The organism is Burkholderia sp. Leaf177 (genome assembly GCF_001424345.1).
Classification (GTDB): Bacteria; Pseudomonadota; Gammaproteobacteria; order Burkholderiales; family Burkholderiaceae; genus Caballeronia.
In genome coordinates, this window is the sequence record NZ_LMPF01000024.1 from 126263 (window position 1) to 148918 (window position 22656).

The window sequence follows — 22656 nt, forward strand, 5'->3', positions numbered from 1 at the left end:
ATAGGGACAAGTCCGCTGCTTATCACTACAGCTTAGCTATCGGCGCGCAGAATGTGCCTCTGATTTGCTTTTCATCCAGTCTACGGATAGTGTATTTATTCTGCGCCGCCCCACTTTTCCAGAATATTCGAGTTATGACGACATCGCCTAAACGCCTGGACCGGATCGACATCGGAATATTGAATCAGCTGCAGCACAATGCGCGCATCACGAATGCCGAGCTGGCGCAGGCGGTGAACCTGTCGCAAACGCCGTGCTTCAATCGCGTGCGCGCACTCGAAAAACTGGGGCTTTTCAAGCAGCAGGTCACGTTGCTCAATCCCGAATTGCTCGGCTTGCGCATCAACGTGTTCATTCAGGTGAGCCTTGCCAAGCAGGACGAAGACGGGTTGCGGCGCTTCGAGGAAGCGATCAGCGAACGGCCCGAGGTCATGGAGTGCTACCTGATGACGGGAGACGCCGATTACCTGTTGCGCGTGATGGTGCCGGATATTCAGGCGTTGCAGCGGTTTATCGTGGAGCGGCTGACGAAGATTTCGGGGGTATCGAACATTCGATCGAGCTTTGCGCTCAAGCAGGTTCGGTACAAGACGGCGCTGCCGTTGCCATCGGCGGGAATGACGTTACAGAATCCCGATGAAGGCGCCGATACCGAGTGGAGTTGATGACTTCACAGATCGATCTGCGGAACGCGGAACGAACTCGTCAGCGACCGGAGTTCCGCGCGATGCAACTCGGCCAGACGCAAAAGCAGTTGTTCGCCGGTCTTCAACAGATGCACTTCAACCTGACGACGGTCCGTCTCGCTGACCTTCCGTTTGACGAGCTTCAGCGCTTCGCATCGCGAGACCAGTGCAACGACGCCATGATGTTGCGCCTGCAGCCGCTCCGCCAGCTCGCCGATGGTCGCCCATTCTCGATCCGGATATCCCTTGATGTGAAGCAGCAGCAAGTACTGCAACGGCGTGATGCCTTCACTTTGTGCGGCCTGCTCGGAGAATCGCTCGAAGCGGCGCATCTGGTAGCGGAACTCCGATAGCTGCTCGAAGTCGCCTTTGGCCAGGCCGCGAGTCCGTTCTGTCATCGAAGATCCGTTGCAGTGAAAACGAAAATATAGCAGGACTCGCTGCCTCGTCAGCGTCAACCCGCGGCCGTTTCACTTGGTCGCATCTGCACCCTATGAGCCTGCCGATACAAACCCGCGAGCAGATCCGACTGCGTGATCATCCCCGCCAGTTTTTTATCGGCGTTGAGCACGGGAATGTGGTGATGTCCCCAGGTCGCGAAGATCGGCATCAGATCGGCGATGGACGCGCTTGCGTCGACCGTTCGAACGTGGCGGCTCATCAGCGAACGAACCAAAGGCACGGGTGCCGTGCTGCGCTTTAGCCAGCGTGGCGTGATGCTCGATACATCGAATCCGGTGGCGGTGCTGTACTTGTCCATCAGGTCCGAGCGCGTGACGATACCGATGACCCGCTGAGCGTCGTCGGTCACGGGAAGCGCCTTGACGTCGTGGTCCTTGAGCAAGTCCCGGGCAGACGTTGCAAGCGCGGACGCGGCGACCGTGACCACTGGTCTCGACATGATGTCCGCGCACGCCAGATCGCGAAACGAGCGCGCGTAAGCGAGCATTTGTGTGTCGCGTATCAACGATTCGAGATCATCCGGAACGATGTCCAGGATTTCGTCGCGACGGTCGAGCACGGCTTTTATATCGGCGCGGGTAACGCCCGGAATCGGCGTTATCGTCCCTGCATCGTCATCCTGCGCCGGCGCGTGATGCGCTGCATGCGCTGAGTGCGGATAACGATGCCCGGTCACTGCGTGATAGACGATGGCCGCGGCCAGCAGCGCGCCCGACTGGAACGCAATCGGCGCGATCACGAATCCGAAACCCATGGCATGCACGGCAGGACCGCCGAGCACCGCGGTCAATGCAACGGCGCCCGACGGCGGATGCACGCACCGAAGCGCAAACATGAAGCCGATGGAAAGCGCCACCGCCAACGCCGCAGCGCACACGGGGTTGGCAATCAGCATCGCGCACGCAACGCCCACGGTCGCCGATACGAGATTCCCGCCGATGATTGACCACGGTTGCGCAAGCGGGCTGGCGGGCACCGCGAACAGGAGCACAGCGGAAGCGCCCATTGGCGCAACGAGAAATGGTATTGCCGACGCCGATCCGGGCAGGAGATGTATTGCAGAACCGGCGAACGCAATACCGATCAACGCGCCCACGCACGAACGAAAACGTTCAGGCCATTTGATGGCAACGGGCGCGGGTAAAAATCCACGCAGCCAAAAGCCGATAGCAGATTTGGACAAGATCAGGGCGAACCGTGCGTTATGAAAAGCGAGCTGTGTTCAAGCCGGACACGGAGTGATCGGCGCAGCGCTTTGAGCGGTCTTTATATGTGATTGTGATATACAAATCTGTCTCCTTTTGCTGCAGTGCGGCGCGTTTTTTTGGCAATCCTCCGTACATTCGGAGTGCACCTTTCTGCAGGCCGCAAGCACTGTATCAGTGCGTAATATATCACATACTGAGGAATACATTGACGAAGATCAAAGTTTTGGTGCGACGGAAAACCCCTGGACGAGGCTTTGGTGAGTGATGTACGTCGTTTCATCGATTCGCGCTGCAATTTTCGTTCGCTTGAAGACGCCAAGGCAAACCGGCACCCAACGTCCAAAGATTCGGCCAAGGAAACAAGCATCTTTCCTGACTAAGCATGCCCAAGGCGAAGAGTCGCAAAAGCGTAAATACGTCACATCGTGATATAGTTTTTCTCCCCGCATAAATTATGACGATCATCGTTCCGGTCACGCCCGGGACTCGTATCGCCCATTGCGCTTCGTCACACCATCGTCAGGATCGACGTTCATATGAAAACGATAAAAGGAGATTTCGCCACCGATGTCCGGCTGCTTCGCATCACGGCAATTGCCGCGGTGGTCGGCATCCTGAGCACGCTGGCAGCAGACTTCCTGCTGCATGTCATCCGCTTTTTTACCAACTTCTTTTTCTATCAGTCCCTTTCGAGTGCCGACCATTCTCCTTCGGCCAATACGCTTGGTCTTTGGGTGATCGTGGTGCCGGTCATCGGCGGATTGATCGTCGGGCTGATCGCGCGGCTCGGGTCCGAGCAGGTTCGCGGCCACGGCATTCCCGAAGCCATCGAAGCGATCCTGTTCAACAAAAGCAAGATGTCGCCCAAAGTGGCCGTGCTCAAACCATTGGCGTCGGGCATCGCGATCGGCAGCGGCGGACCGTTCGGCGCCGAAGGTCCGATCATCATGACAGGCGGCGCAATCGGATCGTTTATCGCGCAGTTCTTTCATCTGTCGAGCGGCGAGCGCAAGACGCTGCTGGTTGCAGGCGCCGTCGCGGGCATGACGGCCGTTTTCGGTTCGCCAGTGGCCGCGGTTTTGCTCGCCATCGAATTGCTGTTGTTCGAATTGCGGCCGCGCAGTTTGCTGCCGGTTGCCGTGGCGTGCGCGGTTGCCGGATTCAGCCGGCCGCTGCTGATCGCAAGCGGCGCTTTGTTTCCCATGCAGACGTTGCCGCTGGGCACAGTCGGGATTGTGTCGTGCGCCGGTGCCGGAATCGTGACGGGCGCGCTCGCTTGGTTCTTGTCGAGCTCGCTTTATAAAGTCGAGGACTGGTTTCATCGCTTGCCCGTTCACTGGATGTGGTGGCCCGGGATTGGTGGTCTTGCGGTCGGGATCGGCGGGTACTTCCAGCCACGTGCATTAGGCGTGGGCTATGACGTCATGGGCGATATCCTGCTCGGACACCTCGCGGCAGGCGTGGTGCTTGCCATCGTGCTCGTGAAAGCTGTTATCTGGGTCATCGCGCTCGGATCGGGCACATCGGGCGGGGTGCTCGCCCCGCTGTTGATGATGGGCGCGGGCGTTGGCGCATTGCTCGGGCCGAGCATGCCGGGCGGTGCGCCGGGCGTGTGGCCGCTCATTTTCATGGCGGCCATGCTGGGCGGCATGATGCGGGCGCCGATCACCGCCGTGGTGTTCGCGTTCGAACTTACGCACGATGCCAACGCGCTTCTGCCCGTGCTGACGGCTTCGGCGGTGTCGTACGGATTTACCGTGCTGTTCATGCGCCGCTCCATCCTCACGGAAAAGATTTCGCGGCGCGGGCGCCATACCTATTCTGAATACGGAGTCGATCCGCTAGAACGCCATCATGTCGATGAAGTCATGACAGCTGACGTGCAAACGCTCGACGCAAACCAGAGCCTCGCCGATGCTCTCGCGCAGCAGTTCGGACCGCTGCAGAAGCATCGTGCTTACCCCGTTATCTGCAATGGCGTGCTGCTGGGCGTTCTGGACAGGGACACGCTTGCCACGGCACACGAGAATGCGCCGCACGCGCTCACTGGCGACCTGTTCGCCGAGTCAGAGCCGCACTTCGCTTTGCCTCATGAAACGTGCCGCTCTGTCGCCGCGCGGCTCGCCGCGCATTCGCTTGATCGTGTCCCGGTTGTCGCCGATGCTAAAACCTTGCGGCTGGTGGGTATTGTGTCGCGCCACGATCTGGTCAAACCATCGTTGTCGGTCTTTAACGATGAACGCCGGCACGAGCGTTTTCGCCGGATTAGCTTCGGACGCCATATGGAACCGCTAAAAGACCACGCTTCGTAAATCAAATTAATACAGAATTAATTCAATTTACTTTCATTATATTTAATCCGTCGAATACATCGAAAGCCGTACGATTGGCAAATGGTGTATGCGCCGCATAAAGTAACCGGGGTAAATACCAATCCAGCAGATCGTTTCAAGCATCCGCTTAAACAGCGGCGTACACTTCCTCGTGCCGACGCAAGCCGGGCGCCTTATGCGGCGCGGCGCACAAGAGAGCGCGGCCTCGTCGTTCTATTAATCAGATTACGCGAATAGGGGAATACGGCAATGAGCTGGACGCGAGAACAGAGGAACGTGACCATAGCGGCCTATCTGGGCTGGACACTCGACGCATTCGACTTCTTTCTGATGGTTTTCATATTGAAAGATATCGCGGCCGAGTTTCATACCAAGATCCCGGAGGTCGCGTTCGCGATTACCTTGACGCTCGCAATGCGACCTATCGGAGCGCTGATCTTTGGACGTCTTGCCGATAAATTCGGCCGGCGCCCCACGCTGATGATCAACATCGCGATCTATTCCCTGCTCGAATTGCTGTCGGGTTTTTCGCCCAATCTCTTCACGCTCCTGGTATTGCGCTCGTTGTTCGGCATTGCGATGGGCGGCGAATGGGGTGTGGGTTCCGCGCTGACCATGGAAACCGTGCCGACCAAAGCGCGCGGATTCGTTTCCGGCCTTTTGCAAGCGGGATATCCAAGCGGTTATCTGCTTGCTTCAATCGTATTCGGCGTCGCTTATCAATACGTCGGCTGGCGCGGCATGTTTTTTATCGGCGTGGCGCCTGCGTTACTGGTTTTGTATGTGCGTGCGCATGTTCCTGAATCGCCAGCATGGAAAGCAATGGAGAAAAAACCGCGGCCCGGTTTGCTCAAGACGCTGAAGCAAAACTGGCAGTTGTCGGTGTATTCCATCATCTTGATGACGGCATTCAATTTCTTTTCGCACGGCACTCAGGATCTTTACCCGACCTTCCTGCGCGAACAGCATCATTTCGATCCCCACACGGTTTCACTCATTACGATCGTGTTGAATATCGGCGCGATTTGCGGTGGCCTTTTCTTTGGGTCGATGTCCGAAAAAATCGGCCGTCGATGGGCAATTTTTATTGCCGCATTAATCGCATTGCCGGTATTGCCGCTGTGGGCTTTTTCGAGCGGTCCGGTCGCGCTTGCCGCCGGCGCGTTTCTCATGCAGATATCGGTGCAAGGCGCATGGGGTGTCATCCCGGTTCATTTGAACGAGATCTCGCCCGATGAAATCCGCGCCACGTTCCCCGGACTGATTTATCAGCTGGGCAATTTGCTGGCATCGGTCAACGCGACCATGCAGGCGTCCATTGCTGTCAAGAACGGCGATAACTACGGACTTGCGATGGCGCTCGTCGGCGGTACGGTCGCCGTGGTCATCGCCGCGCTGATCTTCTTCAGCCGGGAGCGGCGCGGTATCGACATGACAGAGTCTGCCGAGAAAGTCGCAGCGCAAGCATCGGCGTAATTTTCAAAGCCCTTCGGGGTGCCGTCCGGCACCCCGCTTTCCCTCTTTGCGTCGCGCACGGTCGTGCACTTTCTAGAGAGCGCGCTCCACTAAATGGCTTGTCGATCCGGGCAAACGTTTTTATCTTCGGTTAAACGCCCGTTTCAATCAGAGGCCAAACCATCCGGAGACGCCATTGCCAAGCCGTTCCATTGCCGACACCAAGACCCGCCTCCTCGACGCCGCTGAAGCGCAATACATCGACTCGGGCTACGAGGCCATGGCCTTGCGCCACATCACAGCGCGCGCGAACGCCAATCTTGCGGCGGTGAATTATCACTTCGGCGGCAAGGACGCGCTGATCCACGCCATGCTGACGCGACGCCTCGACGGACTCAACCGCAATCGCCTCGCGCTGCTGGAACGTTTCCAGTCGATGCACGGCCCGCATCTCACCTGCGAGCATGTCCTCGGCGCGATGTTCATTCCGGCGCTTCAGCAATCCCGTTGCGCGGAGAAAAGCGGCCCGGCGTTGCTACGTCTCCTGGGGCGCGCTTACACGGATCCGTCGCCATTCATTCGCGATTTTCTACGCACGATGTACACCGATGTCGCCGAGCGATTTTTCCTGGCCTTCCAAACCGTGCTGCCCCACTTGCCGCGCGAAGAACTCGGCTGGCGGCTGCACTTTTGCATTGGATCGCTTTCCGGGATTCTCGCGGGCGCCGATACGAACAGTCTTATCGATGACTTCACGCAAGGCCGGCGCCTCGAAGATCCGCAATTGATAGGACGCCTTGCGCTGATCATGGTGGCGGCGCTCAAGGCGCCGCAAGCCGCGACAAACGAGATTTGCCCTTTCCAGTCGATGTTCGCCGAGTGCAACGCTGCGCCAATCGAAACGCCGGAACCACGGGAAACACAACACGCGCTGGCTTGAAACGCCGGCAAAGGGCGGGTACACAATGTGCTGAAGATTGGCGACTTCGAAGCGGAATTCGGTATCCTTGATGCGTGGCAAAGGCGTCATCAGGCGCTCGCGAACGAGCCATAGAAAATCCCGGCATGATCCTTCACACGCGCACTCAGACGCGCATCGGGCAACCATGAAAGATCGCTATCTCGACTTCGTCAACAAGCCGTTCGGCGCGAGCGTCGCGCGTTCTATCGGCTTGCCCCGGCCGGAAGTGCTGCGCCGGCATGCACAAGGACGTGCGGAGTTCGGCGGAATCGCGGCGATCGGTGCAGGTCCGTCGCCAACGTTGTTCGAGCCATTGATGACGCTGCTCGGTTCTGTCGGCATGACGAGCGTGGCGCACGAAAGCGCTTTGCACTGGCTTCAAATTGCCGCGCGGCATGGCGCGATGAGCGGCCGTTTCGAACCGCGCTCACTTGACGCGCCGCCGAACGACCGCGTACAAGCTCTTATCTTCGATGCCACCGGCATCACCGACAGCACCCAGCTGCACGCGCTCTATGGTTTCTTCCATGACGCAATTCGGTCAACGGCGAAAAGTGGCCGCATTATCGTGCTGGGATTGCCGCCGGAAACTTGCACCTCACCGAAGACGTGGACGGCGCAGCGCGCGCTGGAAGGCATGACACGTTCGCTTGGCAAGGAGGCACGCGGCGGTATCTCGTCGAACCTCGTGCAAGTCCATCCCGGCGGCAATATGGAAGGCACGTTGCGTTTCCTGTTGTCGCCGCGCTCGGCATATGTCTCGGGACAAGTCGTTCGTATCGATGCAACGCCTGCGTCGCCGCCTGTGGACTGGAATCAGCCGTTGGCGGGCAAGCGTGCGCTCGTGACGGGTGCGGCGCGCGGCATTGGTGCGGCGATTGCGCAGGTGCTGGCCGAACGCGGCGCGCATGTGATCGGGCTCGACGTAGCCGAGGCGCAGGACGCGCTCGACCAGACCATGCTCGGGCTGGAAGACGCGTGGCCGTCGCAAGGCGCGCATACGGCGCTCGTCGCGGATATCGCTGCGGTTGATGCGCCTGCCACCATTTCGGCGGCGCTCGAAGCGCTCGGCGGTATTGATATCGTCGTGCACAACGCCGGCATCACGCGCGACAAGACCATCGCGAAGATGACCGAGGCCGCGTGGGACAGCGTGATCGACGTGAACCTGTCGGCGCAGGAACGCATCGATGAAACGCTGCTCGAGCGCGGCGTATTGCATATGGGCGGCAGGATCATCGGCGTTTCGTCGATCAGCGGCATAGCCGGCAATCTCGGGCAGACAAACTACGCGACGTCGAAAGCCGGCGTGATCGGGCGCGTGCAAAGCATGGCTAAAATTCTCGCCGCGCGCGGCATCACGATCAATGCGGTCGCACCGGGATTTATCGAAACGCAAATGACCGCGAGGATTCCGCTCGGGCTTCGCGAAGCGGGACGGCGCATGAATTCCATGAGTCAAGGCGGCCTGCCCGTCGATGTTGCCGAGACCATTGCGTGGCTCGCGAGTCCGGCGTCGAGCGGCATCACCGGCAATGTGGTGCGCGTGTGCGGCCAAAGTCTGATCGGAGCATGAACATGATGCAGGCGCCAGGCGCGGCGCGCATGCGCACGGTGATCGTCGCAACATTGCCGCCGCCGGCGAAGCTCTACGGCCGGGCGCTGCAAGGCGTCTTCAAGCGTGGCGGCACTGCGGCGCAATTGCCGTCTATCCGGCTCGTACGTCCTGACGTGCGGCTCGACCCTGAGCAAATCGGACGATACGCGCGCGTCTGCGGGTTCATTCCCGAGCATGGCGTGCCGTCCACGTTCCCGCACGTCATGGCGTTTCCGCTGCATCTGATGCTGCTGACCGATCCCAAGTTTCCCTGGCCCGCGATTAGCCTCGTGCATGTATCGAACACAGTGCGTTTGCGCAATACGCTGCATTCGGGACAGGCGCTGCGCATCGAGGTGGAGAGCGGCGCGCTCGTTCCGCACGACAAAGGCCAGGCGTTCACGTTGCATACGCGGATTTATCGCGGCGGTGAAGCGGTCTGGGATGCTGAAAGCGTGTACCTGAAGCGTGGCGTTGCAGGCGTTGGAGACGGTGCAATCCTGTCAGGTCCGACGTACATCGAAACGCCCGGGTTGAAGCGTGAAGCGCGCTGGCAACTGCCCGCGCAACTCGGGCGCGACTACGCGAAAGCTTCCGGCGATTTCAATCCGATCCATCTGCACGCGCTCACCGCCAAGGCATTCGGCTTTCCACGCGCCATCGCTCATGGCATGTGGACGCTTGGCCGCACCGTCGCCGCAATTCAGCCCTGCAAGCAACTGGCTTCGGCGAACATCAGCGGCGAATTCAAGTCGCCCATCTTCCTGCCCGCCGAAACCACGCTCTGGACCCACGCTTCATCAACCACGGCACGCGACTTCGAAGTCCGCGATCTTGCTGGCGACAGGCTGCACTTGCGCGGCCGCTTCGATTGGGAATTGCCATGACGACAAGCGCCCTTCCCAACGTGCGCCGCGTGGCGATCATCGGCAGCAACCGCATTCCGTTTGCACGCTCGAACACGGCGTATGCGGCGGCATCGAATCAGGACATGCTGACGTTCGCGCTGCAAGGGCTTATCGATCGATACGACCTGCACGGCCTGCGATTCGGCGAAGTCGCGGCGGGTGCGGTCGTCAAGCATTCGCGCGACTTCAACCTGACTCGCGAAGCCGTGCTCTCGACCACGCTCGCGAAGGAAACCCCCGCCTACGATGTCAGCCAGGCGTGCGGCACGGGCCTTGAAACCGTGATCTTGGTCGCGAACAAGATCGCGCTCGGACAGATCGACGCGGGCATTGCCGGCGGTGTCGATACGACGTCCGATGCACCTATCGGCGTGAACGAAAGGATGCGCAAGATCCTGCTGGAAGCGAACCGCGGCAAGTCGGCGGCGCAGCGCATGAGTGCGCTTGCGAAGCTGCGGCCGGGCATGCTGGTGAAACCCGCGTTGCCGCGCAACAGCGAACCGCGCACGGGTTTGTCGATGGGCGAGCACTGCGAACTGATGGCCAAGCGCTGGAAGATATCGCGCGAGGCGCAGGACGAACTTGCGCTCGAGAGTCATCGCAAACTCGCCGCTGCTTATGAGCGCGGATTTTTCAACGATCTCATGACGCCCTACAAGGGTCTTTCGCGCGACAACATCCTGCGTCCGGATCTGACCGGTGAACGCCTCGCCGCGCTCGAGCCCGTGTTCGATCGCGATGCCGGCACGCTTACCGCCGGCAATTCCACGCCGCTCACCGACGGCGCTTCGGCGGTTCTGCTGGCATCCGACGAATGGGCGGCCGCGCGCAACTTGCCCGTGCTTGCATATCTGACGTATTCGGCGACGGCAGCCGTTGATTTCATCGATAAAAAGGAAGGGCTTTTGATGGCGCCCGCGTACGCGGTTCCGCGTATGCTCGAACGCGCGGGTCTCGGGCTCGCGGATTTCAGGTTCTACGAGATCCACGAGGCGTTCGCGGCGCAAGTGCTGTGTACGCTCAAAGCGTGGGAAGACGACGAATACTGCCGCACGCAACTCGGCCTCGATGGCCCGTTCGGATCGATCGACCGGTCGCGCATGAACGTGAACGGCGGATCGCTCGCGGCGGGTCATCCGTTTGCTGCAACCGGTGGACGAATCGTGGGCGCGCTCGCGAAGATGCTTGCAGCGGAGCCGGATTCTTCCGGTGCGACAACGCGTGGTTTGATATCGATTTGCGCGGCCGGCGGCCAGGGCGTGGTCGCAATCCTCGAACGATGACGACTTCTCACCAAGCCTTCCCGCGCCCAAGCACATAAAGTGCTGCTCCCTGGAATTTCGAGGCGCGCTTGAGCGTTGTGTCACAGATAAATGCACCGGGATCACGTTCGCGGTGCAACGCACGACGTCGAAGCACCGACCGCGAAAACCGATCGGAAGAACCACGGAGAATCTCATGCATCGAGCACGACAGCGTTGCCCACGCTTTACATCGACTCATGGACGCGCGTGGAGCGTGCTGGGTGGCTTTGCGCTGGTCGCGGCCACGCTGGGATCGGCTAATGCTCAAGACGCCGTCAGCGGCGCGTCTGGAACCGGCACGGCCAGCGCCGCAACTCCTGCCCTGCCCGTTTCCGCCGCGACATCTGCTGCCGGCCCGGCGCTCTCCGCGAGCGCCACGCCCGAGCCGCCAAGAACGCCCGCGTCGCAAGTCGGCAAGCTTTCGCTCGACCGTCAGGTGCGCTGGCTCAGCCGCGCCGCGCTCTCGGGAACGCTCGCGAAACTGGGCGACGCGGCGCTGGTGTCCTTGTTCCAATCGCTCGACCCGCTTGCGTTGCCACGCTACCTGAAGGAAGGTCCGAACGGTTATCCATCGTACGAGTTCACCATGATCCGCCGCGAGCGCATCGACGGTCGATGGCCCGACCAACCCGATCACATGCTCGTGCGCGTCACGCGCGACCCCATGCGCGTCTACGCCAAATGGCTGCCCGACGGCGATCATTCAGGCCAGGAAATCCTCTACGACGAAACCACCCGCCCCGACGAAATGCTCGGCCATCTCGGCGGCATTCTGAACGTAATGACGCTCTGGACCGCGCTCGACGGATCGCTCGCGCGCTCGCAATCGCGTCATTCCATCCGTGATCTCGGCACCGAATTCATCACGCAACAGTTTTTAGCGGAGGGCAAGAAGTTCGCCGAAGCCGGCGTGACCCGCGCGAATAACATCGAGGTAAAAACGATGGATGGCGCGCGTGTGGTGGCATTCACGTATGAAGCGCCACAAGGCCAGCCACAGTTTTACGCGAAGAAAGAAGTGCTTGGACTCGACCTCAGGCGGCCGTATTTCCGCACCGCCGAATCCTTCGATAACGACGGCAATATCTTCGAAAGCATCGTTTTCCAGACCATCACGCCCAAGGTTTTCGACGAAAACACGTTCGATCCGAAGAATCCGGACTATCACTTCTAGGCGCATTGCGTTACGCCGGGTTACGCCGTAAAGATTCGTCACACGGGATTATTCCGGTTTTAAGTTTCGCCTAAGACTTCGTCGATACCCTCGCCCCACTTGCATCATGACTGCCGCAGTCAAATCGCTTTCGAGCATCAACGCATCAGCATCAACGAAAGGAGTTCGTCATGAACCTCCGGGACGCATCGGCTCCAGTGCGAGCCATCAAGAGATTACTGAGCCATCACGAAATCGCCACGCTGCTGTTGCTGCTGCACGCGCCAATAGACGTGCGTGCCGCCACGCCCGACGTCGCGTCGCTCAGCGAGTACGGCTACGTGGAGATGGTCAATCCGGAGCCAGGCGAAGCGAAGTTTCGCCTGACCGCCGACGGCAACGCCGTCCTGCGCGGACTCGGCATCAAATAACCGGCCCTTGCTGCTCGACGCAACACGATCTCTGGAATAATCGGTCGATGGCTTATCTTTCGATCGACCAAGGAGATCTGCAATGCCGGCTTTATCGTCTACATCTGCGTCAACACCCTATCCTCGAATTGAACGCGTTCTGCTGACCAACGACGATGGCATCGATGCACCCGGCCTCGCCGTGCTCGAAGCCGTTGCAGCGGAAATCGCCGATGAAGTCTGGGTCGTCGCGCCCGAGCACGATCAAAGCGGCACGTCTCATTCCATCAGCCTGCATTCGCCCTTGCGTGTGAGCCAGCACGGCCCGCGACGCTTCGGCGTGCTCGGCACGCCGGGCGATTGCGTCGTGATGGCGGTGCGCCATCTGATGCAGGACGCGCGGCCCACGCTCGTGCTTTCCGGCATCAACCGCGGTGCCAATCTGGGTGTGGAAACCATGTTCTCCGGCACGGTCGGCGCGGCCATGACAGGCTTGCTGCTCGGCTTGCCGTCGATTGCGCTGAGCCAGACCTTCAGCGATCGCGACAACGTGCGCTGGGATACGTCGCGCGAACTCGCACCGGGCGTGATCAGCCAGCTTGCCAATATTGCGCACGATGCACCCACCTGCCTGAACGTGAATTTCCCCGATGTAGACGCCGCTTCGGCAGGTCCGCTTACGCCGACACGGCAAGGCGTGGGACTCGTGGAAGGCATAGACGTATTGCCGCAGACAGACCCGCGCGGCTTGCCATATCACTGGCTGCGCTTCCAGCGCGGAGCCCGCGAAAATACGCCCGACAGCGAGACGGCGGTGGTCGCCTCGGGACGTGTATCGGTCACGCCGCTGCACTTCGAACGCACCGACGAACGCACGTTCGCGGCGTTGTCGGCGGCATTGCGTTGAAGACCTGAATCAGTCGACGGCGCGGGTTTCAGGCTCTTCATCGAAGATCTGGAACTTGCGCATTTTCTCCCACAACACCTTGCGGCTGATGCCCAGATGACTTGCCGTATCCTGGCGGCGCCAACCGTTGGCGTCGAGCGCCGCAAGCACGCGATTGCGCTCGTTCATGTCCCACTTGCTGCGGTCCACGAACACGTCCGCGTTCAGTTCCGGCGGCAGCGGCTGCGATGAACGTGCGAGTGCGAGCAGACGCTGCAGCCGGGCCGTATCCCACGATCCGACCTGGCGCACCGTCACACCAATGCGCTCGGCGAGATTGCGCAGCTCACGAACGTTACCGGGGAAATAGCTGTCGGCGACTGCATCGGCGAGCCAATAGGGAAGATCGGGCAGCGTCGCGAGTTTTTCCTGACCCACCACCTGCGCGATAAACGACTTGAACAACGCGATCTTGTCCACGGCGCCGCGTTCTTCCAGCGACGGAATCTTCAACTCGATCACAGCCAACCGATAATAAAGGTCAGCGCGAAATTCCCCGTCTTTTACGAGCTGCGGCAAACTTTTGTGGCTCGCCGCGATCAGCCGGAAATCCACCTTCACGGGCGTGGCCGAACCGATGCGCGTGACCGCGTTGTCCTCAAGCACGCGCAGCAATTTGACTTGCTGATAAAGCGGCATGTCGCCGATCTCATCGAGGAACAGCGTGCCGCCATCGGCTTGTTCAAAATAACCTTTGTGCGCGATTACCGCGCCCGTGAACGATCCCTTCGCGTGACCAAAGAACAGCGATTCGAACAGACCGTCGGGAATCGCGCCGCAGTTCACGGGCACGAACGGACCTTCCGCGTAGCGCGAATGCCGATCGTGCAGCATCTGCGCAATGCGTTCCTTGCCCACGCCGGTTTCGCCGTGCACGAGCACGCTGGTATCGCAGTCGGCGAAGGTTTCCACTTCACGCAGCAAGGTCTGCATGCACTCGGCGTTCGCAATCAGCGCGCTCGATTCCTGCACGTCCTCGCCATGCGCGCGAAGCTGCTGAGCAAGCTTGGCGATCATGCGGCGCAACTCGGCGCCGGTGAAGTCGAGCGGCAGGATATGCGAGTAGTCGTTAGCGAAAACGGCTGCATCGCGTTCGCGCGGCGCAGCGCCTACCCAGATCACCGGCATGCCACGATGCGCTTCCCAGTCGCGCAATGCAAACGCGCCCGTGTCGATCACGCTCACGCTCACAATGGCGATTGCCTGCCGTTCCGAAATTTCGCTCGAGGCGATCGACATGCCGTCGGCGCGAATCACGTCGACTTCGAAACTCGACATGCAGCGCACCACCTGCTCGACGATATCCGCCTTGCCTTCCCACACATAGATATCGAGGTCGTCGATTTTTGTCGCTGGTCTCATTGATCGAATCTCATGGCTTTGATGCTAATGGTGCTTACGGTGCTTGACATGATTAACGGCGTTGACGGCGTGAAGCTTAGTACTGCAGTTGCGATTGACCGCAAACGGGCGGCAAGCCGTGAATGGTGCTGACGCCGATCTGTGCGCCAAGTAACTGGAGCACTGGAACCAGGATCGAATCGAGCGCGTTGAATACAGGCTTGAGCAACGGCAATACGACACCTAGTAGTGCGCCGCCGACAATCTGGCCAAGAGCCGACCCCAAGGCAGTTGCCGAACCAAACACCTTGAGCGTCAATCCGCTGGGACTGGAAAGCTGCGTTGCGAGACCGAGCGTCGCGTTGTACAGCACGCCGCCCACCTGATTCGAATTCGTTGTCTGGTAGTCGTCCGCGTTTCCGGAAATACCATCGAATGTCATGCTCACAGCACTCGATGCCGGCACGTTTGCAGGAAAGCCGGCTGCAGTCTGAATGGTCAGCAGATTCACGTTGACGAGTGTTGCCGGTGAACAGCTAAACGGTGCAGAGGCTAAAGGGTTGGTGGGCGCATCGCCTACGCAGACTTGCGCAATGCCGGTCTGCACGCCCACGACAGAGTTGCTTGCCGACTGCGTCGACGCACATTGGGTCGACACCAGCCAGGCTTGTCCCGGCGCTACCGAAATATTCACGGGCAAATAAATCAGGGGCGAGCCTAATCCAAGGGATCCAAGACCCGGCAGAGCGCCAAGAGAAACTCTTATATACGCCCGCAACTGCGCGGAGCTGGCCACCGTGCGCCACGCCCCCGCCTGCGTCTGCCCTGCCTCACCGACTGCCAGAACCGGTGGCTGTATCACCTGCACTTGCATCGACGCCGTGACCACGCCCAGGTTGAGCGCAGTCCCTACGTTCAACGCCGACTTCCCTGCTTGCGCGACTTCGGCGGTGACCATCAAGGCATCGAATGGACTGATGGTGGCGTGCAGTGCGGATTGCGTATTGGCAAGGCCGATTTGCAGCAGGCCCGCCGCGCCGTTGACCGCGCCGAGCGCGACTGTTGCCGGTCCCGGAATATTCGCGTTCACGATGGTTTGAAGCGCGCCCACCGCCGCCGACAAATTCGCATTCGCGACGTGCGTTGTCTGCAACGCGGTGAGCATCAACTTGGCGATCTGAGCCGCCGTGAGATTCAGTGCGAGCAACTGATCGACCGTGCCCACGCCTGCGGCCGTAACGAGATCGCCTATTTCAACGCGCGATTGTGCAAGCCCCGCATATCCCGCCGCCGATATCTGCAGCGCATTGATACTCGTCCCCAGCATGGCGTTCAGCAGGCTTGTGATGACGGTCGGATCGACGCTCGCGGTCGTCGTGCCAATGCTGAATGCGCCCACGTTCACCGCTTGCGCGGTCGCTGTCGCGGTGACCATGCGCCCGGGTCCGGCGAAGAAAGAAAGCACGCGCTTGGCAACCGTGACCTGCACCGCGTTGACCGGCGTTGCCGATGCAGCGAAATAGGTCGGTCCGGCGTAAAGTTTGGAATCCCATCGGCCGCATACGGTCGTGATCGTGCTGCTCGATCCCGACGCCGTGAACCCGTTCGCACCGGCGCTCCCCGCAGCGGTTACAGGCGCGCGGGAACAAGCGTCGTCGATCACCTGCACGCCCGCGCTCGCTGCCAGATCCGCCACGCCCTGCAACAAACGGCGCTGATAAAAAACGTTGCCAATATCGATAACAGCCACCGTCGCGACCACCGCCATCAGCCAGAAAGCCGCGAGCACGCTCGCAACGCCGCGCTCGCGGCGGCGGGATGTGGGGTGAGATGTTATCGATGGCCGGCGCATGTCAGTTCTGCGTTCCCGCGCCCGCTCCAACCTCGCCCACCGACGAATTCAGTTGCGCGGGAATCGGATGATCGAACGACTTCAGATACCGGCGATACGCGGCATCGGCTTCAACGCCGAGCATCGGCTGCGCGGGCGCGGCGAGGCGTCCGGTGCGCTGGATTGCGAGCAACGCGATGGTGGCATCGCCAACCTGCGTTTGAGGCATTGCGGCCCGTTGCTTCGTGGCCGTCTCGTACTGTGGTTGCGGTTCTTCGTGCATAACGGGCGCCTGCGCAGTCAAAGGCGCCTGAACCTGCGTCTGCGCCTGAACGCGCAGTGCGAACGGCAGCACCACGACGGTCATCGCGATTGCCAGGCATGTCGATCGAATCATGCTCATGAACTTCCCCTTAGCGCGCGACGAGTTGCGGCTCTATTGCCGCCGTCGCGCCGGATTGATCAAATGCATGGCTGCCGAGTGTCTGCGTCAGAGGCAGTTGCGCATGCAGCAACGAATCGACAGTCTGCGGCACGTTCGATGCCGGCACGCGCGCCCGCTCGCTCGTCGCTGCAGCAACCGCCGCGACGCGTGCGTGCGATGCTTGCGTGGAAGCCGCGCTTATCCGTTGCGCGTCGGCGCGAATTGCCTGCTGCACCTCGGGCGAAAACTTCTGCTGTGCAATCAGCCCTTGCGCCGCTGCCGGCTGTCCATCGACGAACAGGTACAACGCAACGTTGCTCAGGATCTTCGGGTTGCTCTGGGCCAGCTCGGCGGCTTTCATCAACGGCACGCGCGCACCGCTTATGTCGCCCAGACGCAAGCGTGCGTATGCGAGATCGGAGAGCGTCAAGGCGTCGGTGGGTTCGAGCCTGGACGCGGTCGCAAGCGACTCGGACGCTCGGCCGAAGTCTCCCGCGCTTCCCGCAAGCAGCCCGAGCCCGCGATACCCCCGCGCGGCAAGCGGCGTGTTCAGGAGCTTCGTATAGGCGTCGGCGCTCGCCTGCGACTGACTGGTCTGGCGCAACGCATCGGCGCGCAGCAAGACGGTATCGGGCGTCGCGCCATATTGCTTTTCATATGCGTCGATATGCGCCAGCGACGCATAGAACAAACCTTGCGACTGCATCTTGTCGATCAGCGCGAGATACATGCCGGGTGTGTCGGGCGCATCCTGCTTCTGCTGCGACTGACGCACCGCGGCCTCGCGCTCGGCTTGAATACCGACGCCATAACCGCTTTCCATCTTCGACGCGCATCCGCCCAGCGCGGCAACCATCGCGCTTGCAAGGATCATCGTAACAATTGCAGTCTTTCTCATGACTCACTCTCTTGAACGTCTCACCGACGTCATTTGTGCATCGTGGACAGCGAATTGAACACGGCCAGGAAACCGGGTCCCGCTGTCATGATCAACAGCGCCGGCAGCAAGGTCACCACCATCACGCCGGTCATCTTCACGGTCAGCGCACCAATGCGTTCCCGCAAGGTTGCACGGCGCGACTCGCGCAGCCGGTCGCCGAATTGACGTAGCGGTTCCTGCACGGCGCCGCCGTGTTTGTCGACCTGAACGACCAGGCGCATCACCGCGGTCAGGTCGTCGTTTTCATAAATGGTCGCAAGGCGGTTCAACGATTGTTCGCGCGTGCGCCCCGTGTTGAATTGCCGCTGCGCGAGCGCGAGTTCCTGCGACAACACCGGCAGCACCGCCGCGAAATCGTTGATCATGACCTGCAGCGTTTGATCCAGCGAAAGCCCCACGCCCTGGAGCAGACGCAACAGGTCGATGAACATCGGCAACTCGACGACGACAGCGCGCTGGCGCGCGGTCGCCTTTCGCCGCACGAGCCACTTCGGCAACATGAAGCCGACGGCGAGCGCGCCGAACACCCACAGCGCAATGCGCGCGTCGCCGCTGCGCCAGAAAATAACGATGAGCGGCAATAGCACCGACCCGCCCAGCCGTGCTGCAAAAAACCGGGCGCGCGCGGTTGTATCGAAGAAACCGCAGCGCTCAAGCAGGCGGCGATCTTCATCGGCGACGACGATTTTTCCGAGCGGCGTGTCGAGCCATTGCGACGCGGTCTGGCTGAGCGTCTGGACAATGCGGTCGACGCGCGTCAACCGGGATTTCGCTGCATCGCCGGATGGCTTCGAATCTTTTCCGTCGTTCGATGCCGGCGCGGCCGCGCGTGCAGCCGCCGCGCTCGCAGCACGCTGGCCGAGCGCGTGATCGAGCGTGCGCGCGCTGCGGCGATTGCGCCCGAGACCCTTGAACGCGATCAGGGCGATCAGCGCGCAAGCCGCCGCGGCACATATCAGTGCAATCACGAACAACGTGTCTGCGTCCATGTCAGTCCTTGAGCCGCGCGAGCGAATAGAGCAGGAACACGCCGAGCACTTGCAGCCCGGCTGCGACAATCACGAGGCGCTGGCCCATGGGATCAGCCCACATCGAGGCGAAGTACGCAGGATTGGAAATGACGACGAAACCGCCGACGACCACCGGCAGCAAGCCCAGCACCCACGATGACAAACGCGTCTCGGTAGTCAGCGCGACCAGTTCTCGCTCGGCTTGTTCCAGGTCGCGCATCAGCGTTGCCATGCGGTCCAGCATGACGTCCGAGCGGCCGCCGTACCGCACCGATACCCGCAGCACCGACCCAACCAGCTCCAGCTCACGGACGCGATATACGAGCGCGACGTGTTTGAGCGCGACATCGATCTCCACGCCCGAGCGCAGCATGCGCGACACACGGTCGAGGCATTCGCGCAAGGGCGCGTCGGCCGTGGTGAGCGCAGCCTGGAACGAGGCCGGCACGCTATTGCCGATAATGATCAGGCGCACGATGCCATCGAGGAAAACCGGCAACTGCCGCGTGATGCGCTGATAACGTTTTTGCGCGCGCCACGAGAGCGACGCATATAAACACACGGCGCCGAAAGCAATGAACCCCATTCCGATCAGCCAATGCGTTCTCAGGCCGATTGCGATCGCGCCGGCGGCGACCAGCGTGCCGGTGGTGAGCAACAGCGCACGCGGATTGGTAATTCCGGCGCGGCTCATCAGGTTGCCGAACGCGTACAAGACGCGCTCGCGCTGGTGCGTAACGTGTTCGCGAACGCCGCGTGGCACGGTCTGGGCTGGCATCGCGGACGGCGCATTCACGCGCGGCCGTTGCGCCTGCGCTGCACTGGAAGCCGGCGCGGCGGCTTGAACGGAAGCCACGCGGCGGTCGACAAAACGGTCCGTCATCGCGCGGTTGCGCGTGTCCTGCGCGCGCTGCCACAGCAACAAGCCGCCCGCTGCGCAGAGCAGCGCGACCATCAGCACGAAGCCGATACCGCTAGACATTGAAGCCCCCGCCCGAGCGCCCGAAGCCGCGGCCGAAACCATCGTTAAAACTGTCACGTTCGCGCATGTCGTTGCCGAGCGTTTGCCGGTACTTCGCAAGCTTCGGCGAACTCGGATGAATGCCGAGCGACACCCAGTTGTCCTGTTCCTCGCCGCCTTCGAGCAAGACCGGTTCGTATCGATACAACTCCTGCGTCGCGACGATATTGTCGGACAGTCCCGTCACTTCCGTGATCGACAAGATCCTTCTGCGCCCGTTGGATAACCGCCCGATCTGCACGATGAAATCGATCGCGTTCGCAATCTGCCGGCGCAAGCTCGACTCCGTGCCCTGAAAGCCGGCGAACCCGGCCAGCATTTCCAGCCTGTACAAACATTCACGTGCCGAACTCGCGTGGACCGTACCCATGGAACCATCGTGGCCAGTGTTCATTGCCTGGAGCATTTCGAGCACTTCGCCGCCGCGAACCTCGCCCACGATGATCCTGTCAGGCCGCATCCGCAGCGTATTGCGCAGCAGGTCGCGGATCGACACGATGCCCGCCCCGTCGAAACCGCCCGGGCGGCTTTCGAGCCGCACCACATGCGGATGATTGAGCGAAAGTTCGGCGGTATCTTCGATCGTCACCACGCGCTCGTGTTTCGGAATGAAGAACGCGAGCGCATTGAGCAAGGACGTCTTGCCGGAACTCGTTCCGCCCGATACAAGCACGTTGCAGCGCGCCGCGACCGCTGCGTCGAGCAGCGCGCTGATCTCCGGATTGAACGTGCCGTTCGCGAGCAGATCGTCGGGACGCAGGGGATCGCGGCGAAACTTTCGTATCGACACAACCGGGCCGTCGAGCGACAGCGGCTCGATCACGACATTCACGCGGCCGCCGTCCGGCAAGCGGGCATCGACCATGGGATTCGATTCATCCAGCCGCCGTCCAATAGGCGCCAGAATGCGCCGCACGATGCGCAGCAAATGCGCGTTATCGGCGAAACGCACGGGGATCTTCGCGAGCATGCCGTGACGGGACACGTAGACGTCGTCGAAGCCGTTGATCAGGATGTCTTCAACGGCCGGATCGGCGAGCAGATCCTCGATCGGCCCGAACCCCGCCAGTTCCTTCGTCAACGCCTCGGCGATCAGGCGCACTTCGCTTTCGTTGAGCGGAATGCGCCGCAGGCGCGCGAAGCCATCGATTTCCAGATCGACGAACTGATGGATCGCCTGACGCGACCATCGCCCGAACTCCGCACCCAGTTCCTCGATGCGCGTGAGCAGATGTTCATGCGCCGCGTTCTTGATGTCCTGGAACTGTTGCGTGTGCGCGAACGAAGTGGCGTCGTCGGCGAATTCGATGTCTTTTGCCATCGTCTATGACCGCTTTTTAAAAGTGGAAAGGAATCGCTTGACGCTGCTTGCCGCGTCGGCGGAAGCGCCGGTCGTGGCGCCATCGGGTGCCGGCACGGACGCTCTTGCGTCCGGCGCCTTGCCGCCGCCGAGCCGCGAAAGCAAGGTATCGAGTGCGCGCACGTAAGGGTCGCGCTCGGCTATATCCGCGAGCAACTGGCCCTGGTTGACGGCGCGCCCGAGCGCCTGCGGGCGCGCAGGCAATACCGCCAGCAATGGCAACCCGAGACGCTCGGCAATCTGCTCGGCGCCGAAGTGCAGCGTTGCATCGAACTTGTTCACGACGAGCTGCAGCTTGCGTGGAGCATCGGCGTGCAGATCCGCGTCGTGCTCGCGCAGGCTTTCGAGCAACTCGACCGCTGACACCGCGGACGCCACGTTCGGATCGCAGACGAGCCATACGTTGTCCGCGGCACGCACGACCTGACCGATGAACTCGAGGTTCGTGAAGCCACCCAGATCCACCAGTTGATGATCGAAAAACGTCCGCAGGCGGTTAAGCAGACTTACCGCCGATGCATACGACACCTCGCGCATGGACGCGAGATCGGCTGGCAGCGTGGTGACGGCGAGACCACTGGCGTGACGGCCGAACGCGGTGTGAACAAAAGTCTGGTCGAAGCGTCGAAGGTTGCGCACGGCATCGACGAAATGGAATTCGCTGTGCGTGTCCAGCAGCACGGAACTGTCGGCGGCGGGAATGCCGAGGTCGAGCAACGCTGCGGTCTTCAACGCGGCGGCGTCGCGCTTTTGCAGCTTGACTGCGAGATTGGCGGCCAGCGTGCTGACGCCCACGCCAATGCGTGCGCCGAGCAGCACGGTAATCTTGCCGTGACGGTTCGCCACGCGCTCCACTTGTGCGGAGACATTTGCCTGCTTCAGCAATTGCATCGTAATCCGAAGTGCTTCTTCGGGCTCTCCGTCTACATCGATAAAATCTCGCACGCCCGCACGCAATGCCGCTATCGCGCCGCCGGAATGCTGCATCGACCCAAGCGCAACGATGGCAACGCCCGGAAAGGCATCGCGCACGGCGGCGGCGAGCGCCGTCGCGGTCTCAATACTCGCTTGCGGCGCCTCGAGCGGTGCGGGCCCGAAGTCGATGAAAACAAGCGACGCGTCGAGCGCCGCGATCTTCGGCACGAGCGCAACCGGATCGAACAGCACATGTTCGATCTGACCCAGCGTGCCGATCGCGCGCGTGAGCCATGCGCGTCGTCCCGCATCCGCGCAGACGCACAGGAACCGCATGCCTTGTGCATGCGCTTCTAATTCAGTCAAGGAAAGAGCTCTCGCGTTCATCGCG

General features: G+C 61.1%; 20 protein-coding genes. 10 read left to right on the forward strand and 10 right to left on the reverse strand.

Annotated elements, in window-relative coordinates:
* The first annotated feature begins 134 nt into the window (after positions 1-134).
* The gene (locus ASG35_RS24970; protein WP_056364066.1) at positions 135-665 is read left to right on the forward strand and encodes an Lrp/AsnC family transcriptional regulator; all 531 of its coding nucleotides are present in this window, start codon (positions 135-137) and stop codon (positions 663-665) included.
* 5 nt (positions 666-670) lie between these two features.
* Here the strand turns inward: ASG35_RS24970 and ASG35_RS24975 are convergent, their stop codons facing one another.
* Together ASG35_RS24975 and ASG35_RS24980 are read right to left on the reverse strand one after the other, a co-directional pair.
* Positions 671-1084, reverse strand: a complete 414-nt coding sequence (locus ASG35_RS24975; protein ID WP_056364068.1) for a MarR family winged helix-turn-helix transcriptional regulator — start codon at positions 1082-1084, stop codon at positions 671-673.
* A 56-nt stretch (positions 1085-1140) separates the two neighbouring features.
* Positions 1141-2331: an HPP family protein gene (locus ASG35_RS24980; RefSeq protein WP_056364070.1), complete on the reverse strand. Its 1191-nt coding sequence runs from the start codon at positions 2329-2331 to the stop codon at positions 1141-1143.
* A gap of 561 nt (positions 2332-2892) precedes the next feature.
* Here ASG35_RS24980 and ASG35_RS24985 point away from each other — a divergent pair.
* The 9 genes from ASG35_RS24985 to surE all read left to right on the forward strand — a co-directional run bounded on the left by ASG35_RS24985 (position 2893) and on the right by surE (position 13384).
* Positions 2893-4668 carry a chloride channel protein gene (locus ASG35_RS24985; protein WP_056364072.1) on the forward strand — a complete coding sequence of 592 codons (1776 nt, stop codon included), beginning with the start codon at positions 2893-2895 and terminating at the stop codon, positions 4666-4668.
* 270 nt (positions 4669-4938) lie between these two features.
* The gene (locus ASG35_RS24990) at positions 4939-6165 is read left to right on the forward strand and encodes an MFS transporter (protein ID WP_056364074.1); all 1227 of its coding nucleotides are present in this window, start codon (positions 4939-4941) and stop codon (positions 6163-6165) included.
* 175 nt (positions 6166-6340) lie between these two features.
* On the forward strand, positions 6341-7084 hold the full coding sequence (locus ASG35_RS24995; RefSeq protein WP_056364076.1) for a TetR/AcrR family transcriptional regulator: 744 nt from the start codon (positions 6341-6343) through the stop codon (positions 7082-7084).
* 166 nt (positions 7085-7250) lie between these two features.
* A complete protein-coding gene (locus ASG35_RS25000; protein ID WP_056364078.1) occupies positions 7251-8681 on the forward strand; it encodes a 3-oxoacyl-ACP reductase in 1431 nt (476 codons plus the stop codon).
* Between the two features lie 5 nt (positions 8682-8686).
* Positions 8687-9589, forward strand: a complete 903-nt coding sequence (locus tag ASG35_RS25005; RefSeq protein WP_056364629.1) for a MaoC family dehydratase — start codon at positions 8687-8689, stop codon at positions 9587-9589.
* Positions 9586-10893 (forward strand): acetyl-CoA C-acetyltransferase, encoded by a 1308-nt coding sequence (locus ASG35_RS25010; protein ID WP_056364079.1) that lies wholly within the window; start codon positions 9586-9588, stop codon positions 10891-10893. The genes ASG35_RS25005 and ASG35_RS25010 overlap by 4 nt, the downstream gene beginning before the upstream one ends.
* A gap of 175 nt (positions 10894-11068) precedes the next feature.
* The gene (locus ASG35_RS25015; protein ID WP_082508624.1) at positions 11069-12088 is read left to right on the forward strand and encodes a DUF1571 domain-containing protein; all 1020 of its coding nucleotides are present in this window, start codon (positions 11069-11071) and stop codon (positions 12086-12088) included.
* A 170-nt stretch (positions 12089-12258) separates the two neighbouring features.
* Positions 12259-12498: a hypothetical protein gene (locus tag ASG35_RS25020; RefSeq protein ID WP_056364080.1), complete on the forward strand. Its 240-nt coding sequence runs from the start codon at positions 12259-12261 to the stop codon at positions 12496-12498.
* A gap of 82 nt (positions 12499-12580) precedes the next feature.
* Complete coding sequence (surE, locus tag ASG35_RS25025) at positions 12581-13384, forward strand: 5'/3'-nucleotidase SurE (protein WP_056364081.1); 804 nt, start codon at positions 12581-12583, stop codon at positions 13382-13384.
* A 9-nt stretch (positions 13385-13393) separates the two neighbouring features.
* On the opposite strand, the gene ASG35_RS25030 is transcribed toward surE, so the two are convergent.
* The 8 genes from ASG35_RS25030 to ASG35_RS25065 form a co-directional block, all read right to left on the reverse strand.
* Positions 13394-14785 carry a sigma 54-interacting transcriptional regulator gene (locus ASG35_RS25030; protein ID WP_056364082.1) on the reverse strand — a complete coding sequence of 464 codons (1392 nt, stop codon included), beginning with the start codon at positions 14783-14785 and terminating at the stop codon, positions 13394-13396.
* Between the two features lie 76 nt (positions 14786-14861).
* Positions 14862-16616: a TadG family pilus assembly protein gene (locus ASG35_RS25035; RefSeq protein ID WP_056364086.1), complete on the reverse strand. Its 1755-nt coding sequence runs from the start codon at positions 16614-16616 to the stop codon at positions 14862-14864.
* 1 nt (position 16617) lies between these two features.
* Entirely contained in the window at positions 16618-16998 is a 381-nt protein-coding gene (locus ASG35_RS25040) for a DUF3613 domain-containing protein (RefSeq protein WP_082508599.1), read from the reverse strand.
* Positions 16999-17008: 10 nt separating this feature from the next.
* On the reverse strand, positions 17009-17917 hold the full coding sequence (locus tag ASG35_RS25045) for a tetratricopeptide repeat protein (protein ID WP_200945781.1): 909 nt from the start codon (positions 17915-17917) through the stop codon (positions 17009-17011).
* A gap of 29 nt (positions 17918-17946) precedes the next feature.
* Positions 17947-18948, reverse strand: a complete 1002-nt coding sequence (locus tag ASG35_RS25050; RefSeq protein WP_056364093.1) for a type II secretion system F family protein — start codon at positions 18946-18948, stop codon at positions 17947-17949.
* 1 nt (position 18949) lies between these two features.
* Positions 18950-19951 carry a type II secretion system F family protein gene (locus ASG35_RS25055; protein ID WP_056364095.1) on the reverse strand — a complete coding sequence of 334 codons (1002 nt, stop codon included), beginning with the start codon at positions 19949-19951 and terminating at the stop codon, positions 18950-18952.
* Positions 19944-21311 carry a CpaF family protein gene (locus ASG35_RS25060; protein ID WP_056364097.1) on the reverse strand — a complete coding sequence of 456 codons (1368 nt, stop codon included), beginning with the start codon at positions 21309-21311 and terminating at the stop codon, positions 19944-19946. The genes ASG35_RS25055 and ASG35_RS25060 overlap by 8 nt, the downstream gene beginning before the upstream one ends.
* A gap of 3 nt (positions 21312-21314) precedes the next feature.
* On the reverse strand, positions 21315-22652 hold the full coding sequence (locus tag ASG35_RS25065) for a fimbrial protein (RefSeq protein WP_056364633.1): 1338 nt from the start codon (positions 22650-22652) through the stop codon (positions 21315-21317).
* Positions 22653-22656 lie beyond the last annotated feature (4 nt).

Bases quoted from the DNA above. Each gene is read 5' to 3' on its own strand.
- ASG35_RS24970 (WP_056364066.1), top strand. From the start codon at position 135: ATGACGACATCGCCTAAACGCCTGGACCGGATCGACATCGGAATATTG.
- ASG35_RS24975 (WP_056364068.1), bottom strand. From the start codon at position 1,084: ATGACAGAACGGACTCGCGGCCTGGCCAAAGGCGACTTCGAGCAGCTA.
- ASG35_RS24985 (WP_056364072.1), top strand. From the start codon at position 2,893: ATGAAAACGATAAAAGGAGATTTCGCCACCGATGTCCGGCTGCTTCGC.
- ASG35_RS24990 (WP_056364074.1), top strand. From the start codon at position 4,939: ATGAGCTGGACGCGAGAACAGAGGAACGTGACCATAGCGGCCTATCTG.
- ASG35_RS25000 (WP_056364078.1), top strand. From the start codon at position 7,251: ATGAAAGATCGCTATCTCGACTTCGTCAACAAGCCGTTCGGCGCGAGC.
- ASG35_RS25005 (WP_056364629.1), top strand. From the start codon at position 8,687: ATGCAGGCGCCAGGCGCGGCGCGCATGCGCACGGTGATCGTCGCAACA.
- ASG35_RS25010 (WP_056364079.1), top strand. From the start codon at position 9,586: ATGACGACAAGCGCCCTTCCCAACGTGCGCCGCGTGGCGATCATCGGC.
- ASG35_RS25015 (WP_082508624.1), top strand. From the start codon at position 11,069: ATGCATCGAGCACGACAGCGTTGCCCACGCTTTACATCGACTCATGGA.
- ASG35_RS25020 (WP_056364080.1), top strand. From the start codon at position 12,259: ATGAACCTCCGGGACGCATCGGCTCCAGTGCGAGCCATCAAGAGATTA.
- surE (WP_056364081.1), top strand. From the start codon at position 12,581: ATGCCGGCTTTATCGTCTACATCTGCGTCAACACCCTATCCTCGAATT.
- ASG35_RS25030 (WP_056364082.1), bottom strand. From the start codon at position 14,785: ATGAGACCAGCGACAAAAATCGACGACCTCGATATCTATGTGTGGGAA.
- ASG35_RS25035 (WP_056364086.1), bottom strand. From the start codon at position 16,616: ATGCGCCGGCCATCGATAACATCTCACCCCACATCCCGCCGCCGCGAG.
- ASG35_RS25040 (WP_082508599.1), bottom strand. From the start codon at position 16,998: ATGAGCATGATTCGATCGACATGCCTGGCAATCGCGATGACCGTCGTG.
- ASG35_RS25045 (WP_200945781.1), bottom strand. From the start codon at position 17,917: ATGAGAAAGACTGCAATTGTTACGATGATCCTTGCAAGCGCGATGGTT.
- ASG35_RS25050 (WP_056364093.1), bottom strand. From the start codon at position 18,948: ATGGACGCAGACACGTTGTTCGTGATTGCACTGATATGTGCCGCGGCG.
- ASG35_RS25055 (WP_056364095.1), bottom strand. From the start codon at position 19,951: ATGTCTAGCGGTATCGGCTTCGTGCTGATGGTCGCGCTGCTCTGCGCA.
- ASG35_RS25060 (WP_056364097.1), bottom strand. From the start codon at position 21,311: ATGGCAAAAGACATCGAATTCGCCGACGACGCCACTTCGTTCGCGCAC.
- ASG35_RS25065 (WP_056364633.1), bottom strand. From the start codon at position 22,652: ATGAACGCGAGAGCTCTTTCCTTGACTGAATTAGAAGCGCATGCACAA.